The sequence below is a fragment of the Campylobacter volucris genome, assembly GCF_008011665.1.
GTDB lineage: Bacteria > Campylobacterota > Campylobacteria > Campylobacterales > Campylobacteraceae > Campylobacter_D > Campylobacter_D volucris_A.
This window is the reverse complement of sequence record NZ_VOWJ01000005.1, coordinates 1-5941: the sequence shown is the minus strand read 5'-3', so window position 1 is coordinate 5941 and position 5941 is coordinate 1. Positions and strand designations below refer to the sequence as shown.

Annotated in this window: 2 tRNA genes and 3 rRNA genes; all 5 read right to left on the bottom strand. The window is 42.3% G+C overall.

The annotated features are described in order from the left end of the window. Positions 1-363: 363 nt before the first annotated feature. A 5S ribosomal RNA gene (gene rrf, locus FPD38_RS00460) occupies positions 364-480 on the bottom strand. A 117-nt stretch (positions 481-597) separates the two neighbouring features. Further along, positions 598-3506: ribosomal RNA gene (locus tag FPD38_RS00455) — 23S ribosomal RNA — on the bottom strand. A gap of 357 nt (positions 3507-3863) precedes the next feature. Next, positions 3864-3940, bottom strand: a tRNA-Ile gene (locus FPD38_RS00450). Positions 3941-3948: 8 nt separating this feature from the next. After that, positions 3949-4024: transfer RNA gene (locus tag FPD38_RS00445), tRNA-Ala, on the bottom strand. A gap of 93 nt (positions 4025-4117) precedes the next feature. After that, positions 4118-5630: ribosomal RNA gene (locus tag FPD38_RS00440) — 16S ribosomal RNA — on the bottom strand. The 16S, 23S and 5S rRNA genes sit together here with 2 tRNA genes alongside, the layout of an rRNA operon. Between the last annotated feature and the right edge of the window lie 311 nt (positions 5631-5941).

Here is a 5941-nt window from a genome sequence, read left to right as displayed (position 1 = left end):
CAAACTAATTCAAACTAATTCAAACTAACTTAATAACTAATTTAATTATAAACCCATAAAAACATTTAAAGGATTAAAAACTAAAATCAATTCATAAATAAATATATTAATAAATTTATATATTAAAAACAAATCCTAATCCAATAAATAAACTAAAATCCAAACTACAATCAATAAATACAAACAAACTAAATATAATTAACACAAACTAATCTTAATCAATAATTTAACCTAAGTAAAAACTAACAATTAAAAAACTAAAAACACTAAAAATGAAAAAATAAAATCATCAATAATAAATAAGAGTAAAAATATAACCAATCAGAATTAATACAAGTAATAAGAATAGTAAAGAAATTAACAAGTCCGCAATGAGTTACTTTCCCCATGCCAGTAAGGCGTAGTATCATCACCCACGATGTGCTTAGCTTCTTGGTTCGGGATGGATCAAGGCGTCTCCACATCTGTATAATCACGGACATTGTTATTTAAATATTCTTTTTAAGAATACTTAAAAAACAATGTTAAGAGCAAGTTTTACAAAAACTCTTTATTAAGATTTATTATAAAAACCTTAACAAGGAAGTGATGCTTAAATAAGATAAGCCAAACGCTCTATTAGTACTGGTCAGCTAAAAGACTTTCATCTATTACACACCCAGCCTATCAAACTAGTAGTCTTCTAGAGAGCTTAGAGAAGATTCATCTTAGAGTTGGCTTCACGCTTAGATGCTTTCAGCGTTTATCCGTTCCAAACTTAGCTACGCTGCGATGCTCTTGGCAGAACAACAGCTACACCAGTGGTTTGTTCAACCCGGTCCTCTCGTACTAGGGTCAAATCTCTTCAATCTTCTTACGCCCACGGCAGATAGGGACCGAACTGTCTCACGACGTTCTGAACCCAGCTCGCGTACCGCTTTAAATGGCGAACAGCCATACCCTTGGGACCTGCTCCAGCCCCAGGATGCGATGAGCCGACATCGAGGTGCCAAACCTCCCCGTCGATGTGAGCTCTTGGGGGAGATCAGCCTGTTATCCCCGGGGTACCTTTTATCCTTTGAGCGATGGCCCTTCCACACAGAACCACCGGATCACTAAGACCGACTTTCGTCCCTGCTTGACTTGTATGTCTTGCAGTTAAGCTGGCTTATACCTTTATACTCTACGAACGATTTCCAACCGTTCTGAGCCAACCTTTGTAAGCCTCCGTTATTATTTGGGAGGCGACCGCCCCAGTCAAACTACCCACCAGACATTGTCCCACTTGAGGATAACTCAAGCTGGTTAGCTACCCAAATAAGAAAGAGTGGTATCTCAACAACGGCTCATATACAACTGGCGTCATATACTCAAAGCCTCCCACCTATCCTGCACATTCTTATCCAAATAGCAGTGTCAAGCTGTAGTAAAGGTCCACGGGGTCTTTCCGTCTTGCCGCGGGTAGGAGGAATTTTCACCTCCACTACAATTTCACTGGATCTCTCTTTGAGACAGCTCCCATCTCGTTACGCCATTCATGCAGGTCGGTATTTAACCGACAAGGAATTTCGCTACCTTAGGACCGTTATAGTTACGGCCGCCGTTTACTCGGGCTTCGATCAAGAGCTTCGCTAATGCTAACCCCATCAATTAACCTTCGAGCACCGGGCAGGCGTCACACCCTATACATCCTCTTACGAGTTAGCAGAGTGCTGTGTTTTTGGTAAACAGTCGGGAGGGACTCTTTGTTGTAAGTTTCTTTGCTTTCGGAGTAAATCCTAATACAAAGCGAACCACACCTTATACCGAAGATACGGTGCTATTTTGCAGAGTTCCTTAAAGAGAGTTCTTCCACGCGCCTTAGAATACTCATCCCACCCACCTGTGTCGGTTTACGGTACGGGCAACATTAGCTAAACTTAGAAACTTTTCTTGGCTCGACGGCATCAGCATTACTCTTATCTATCCGAAGATTTCAAAAAGCTTATAGGTTCTCGGAGTATTCTTATACGGATTTGCCTATATAAGCTCCTACAACTTTCAACTAGCACTTCCATCCGCTAGCAATGCTTAGCCCTAAGCGTCCTTCCATCGCACACTAATGTTGGTATTGGAATATTAACCAATTTGCCATCGCCTACCCCTTTCGGACTCGGCTTAGGACCCGACTAACCCTACGATGACGAGCATCGCGTAGGAAACCTTGGGTTTACGGCGTTAATGATTCTCACATTAATTATCGCTACTCATGCCTGCATGCTCACTTCTATTCGCTCCAGCACTCCTTACCGGTATACCTTCGACGCAAATAGAACGCTCTCCTACCACTTGACAAAGTCAAGTCTACAGCTTCGGTACTTACTTTAGCCCCGTTATATTTTCCGCGCAAAATCACTAGACCAGTGAGCTATTACGCTTTCTTTAAAGGATGGCTGCTTCTAAGCCAACCTCCTGGTTGTTTAAGTAACTTCACATCGTTTTCCACTTAAGTAAGATTTAGGGACCTTAGCTGGTAGTCTGGGTTGTTTCCCTCTTGACGACGGATTTTATCACTCGCCGCCTGACTGCTGTGATTACACTAAAGGTATTCGGAGTTTGATAGGGTTTGGTACATTGGTGTATGCCCTAGCCCATTCAGTGCTCTACCCCCTTTAGTTACGACACAACGCTATACCTAAATATATTTCGGAGAGAACCAGCTATCACGAAGTTTGATTGGCCTTTCACCCCTATCCACAAGTCATCCGGGGGCTTTTCAACGCCTATCGGTTCAGTCCTCCACTAGTTCTTACACTAGCTTCAACTTGCTCATGGATAGATCACTTCGTTTCGGGTCTGCAGCATCTGACTTAATCGCCCTATTCAGACTCGCTTTCGCTACGGCTTCGCGTGTGCTTAACCTTGCCAGACACCACAACTCGCAGGCTCATTATGCAAAAGGCAGTCCATCACACTGTATTGCTACATAGTGCTCTGAATGATTGTAAGCAAATGGTTTCAGGTTCTATTTCACTCTGATCACCTCAGTTCTTTTCACCTTTCCCTCACGGTACTTGTGCACTATCGGTCTGGTATTAGTATTTAGGGTTGGATCGTGGTCGACCCAGCTTCAGACAGGATTCCTCGTGTCCCGCCCTACTCAGGATACTGCTAGCTAAGGTTTGGTTTTCGTATACGGGACTATCACCCTCTATGGTTACACTTTCCAGAGTGTTCTACTAACCTCACCTATTGCACATTGCAGTCCTACAACCCCCAGTGCAAGCACTGGGTTTGCCCTCTTGCGCTTTCGCTCGCCGCTACTGACGCAATCTCTATTGATTTCTTTTCCTGTAGGTACTAAGATGTTTCAATTCCCTACGTTCGCTCCATTATGGTAGTATATATCTCTATATACTGGGTTGCCCCATTCGGAAATCTACGGATCAAAGCTTCTTGACAGCTCCCCGTAGCTTATCGCAGTCTAGTACGTCCTTCATCGCCTTTACCAGCCAAGGCATCCACCATTCGCTCTTAATAGCTTACCTTTTAAATTATTCTAAAACGCATCACTTCCTTGCTAAAGTTTTTATGATAAGACTTTACTATCTTAAGACGGAAAGCATTTAAACACTTATATTAATAAGTCGTGAGTTTAAAACTTGTCTTTAACTAAAAGCTAAAGAAAAGATAGTTAGGTTTTATCCTTTAACAAGTCCTGTAAAATTGTTTTTTAAAACTTGCTTGTGACTCTTAACAATGATAATTCAAATAACATTAAATAAAAGTATTTTACTCAAATATTTTATTTAGCTTAGGTCTTAAAACCTAAAGTAAATATAATTACTCATATACTTACTTTAAGTTTTAAAACTTTTAATTAATTGATAAACAAATCTTTTTTATGGTGGGCCTAACAAGACTTGAACTTGTGACCTCACCCTTATCAGGGGTGCACTCTAACCAGCTGAGCTATAGGCCCTTAATAAATGGTGGAGAATAGCGGGATCGAACCGCTGACCTCCTGCGTGCAAAGCAGGCGCTCTCCCAGCTGAGCTAATTCCCCAAAATTAGCTTTTCATCAATCTTTGAAATCTAAACAAGGATGATTGAGTTTATATGAACTGATAGTTGTGAGACTTATCAGTTTGTACTCTAGAAAGGAGGTGATCCAACCGCAGGTTCTCCTACGGTTACCTTGTTACGACTTCACCCCAGTCGCTGATTCCACTGTGGACGGTAACTAGTTTAGTATTCCGGCTTCGAGTGAAATCAACTCCCATGGTGTGACGGGCGGTGAGTACAAGACCCGGGAACGTATTCACCGTAGCATGGCTGATCTACGATTACTAGCGATTCCGGCTTCATGCTCTCGAGTTGCAGAGAACAATCCGAACTGGGACATATTTTATAGATTTGCTCCACCTCGCGGTATTGCGTCTCATTGTATATGCCATTGTAGCACGTGTGTCGCCCTGGGCATAAGGGCCATGATGACTTGACGTCGTCCACACCTTCCTCCTCCTTACGAAGGCAGTCTATTTAGAGTGCTCGGCCAAACCGTTAGCAACTAAATACGTGGGTTGCGCTCGTTGCGGGACTTAACCCAACATCTCACGACACGAGCTGACGACAGCCGTGCAGCACCTGTCTCTAAGTTCTAGCAAGCTAGCACCCTCATATCTCTATAAGGTTCTTAGGATATCAAGCCCAGGTAAGGTTCTTCGCGTATCTTCGAATTAAACCACATGCTCCACCGCTTGTGCGGGTCCCCGTCTATTCCTTTGAGTTTTAATCTTGCGACCGTACTCCCCAGGCGGTATGCTTAATGCGTTAGCTGCATTACTGAGATGACTAGCACCCCAACAACTAGCATACATCGTTTAGGGCGTGGACTACCAGGGTATCTAATCCTGTTTGCTCCCCACGCTTTCGCGCCTTAGCGTCAGTTAAGTTCCAGCAGATCGCCTTCGCAATGGGTATTCTTGGTGATATCTACGGATTTTACCCCTACACCACCAATTCCATCTGCCTCTCCCCCACTCTAGATTACCAGTTTCCCAAGCAGTTCAACGGTTAAGCCGTTGGATTTCACAAGAGACTTGATAATCCGCCTACGCGCCCTTTACGCCCAGTGATTCCGAGTAACGCTTGCACCCTCCGTATTACCGCGGCTGCTGGCACGGAGTTAGCCGGTGCTTATTCCTTAGGTACCGTCAGAATTCTTCCCTAAGAAAAGGAGTTTACGCTCCGAAAAGTGTCATCCTCCACGCGGCGTTGCTGCGTCAGGGTTTCCCCCATTGCGCAATATTCCCTACTGCTGCCTCCCGTAGGAGTCTGGACCGTGTCTCAGTTCCAGTGTGACTGATCATCCTCTCAGACCAGTTAAGCGTCATAGCCTTGGTGAGCCATTACCTCACCAACTAGCTGATACTATATAGTCTCATCCTACACCGAAAAACTTTCCCTATTCAACTTATGTTAAATAGGAGTATAGAGTATTAGCAGTCGTTTCCAACTGTTGTCCTCTTGTGTAGGGCAGATTAACTATACCTTACTCACCCGTGCGCCACTAATCCACAACTAGCAAGCTAGTTGCTTCATCGTTCGACTTGCATGTATTAGGCACGCCGCCAGCGTTCACTCTGAGCCAGGATCAAACTCTCCATAAAAATTATAGATAGTTTAATCTTTTTCTTCAAAGAAAAAGTATTTTAAAGATTAACAAATGATTGATAATCTTTAATAATTATTTATTTATAGATTTACATTAATAAATAATGAAATCTCTGGCTCAATCGATCACTTATTTAGATTTCAAAGATTGACTATAAGATTTGATTAACAATATTAATAATTTAAAGAACAATTTAAAATTATAGATTACATAAATATCTTAATTTTTACTACCTTTTTTCAAAAAAAAGGAAATGAAATTATATCTATATAAGCTTAAAGTTTTATTAGGTGGAAGAAAAGAGAA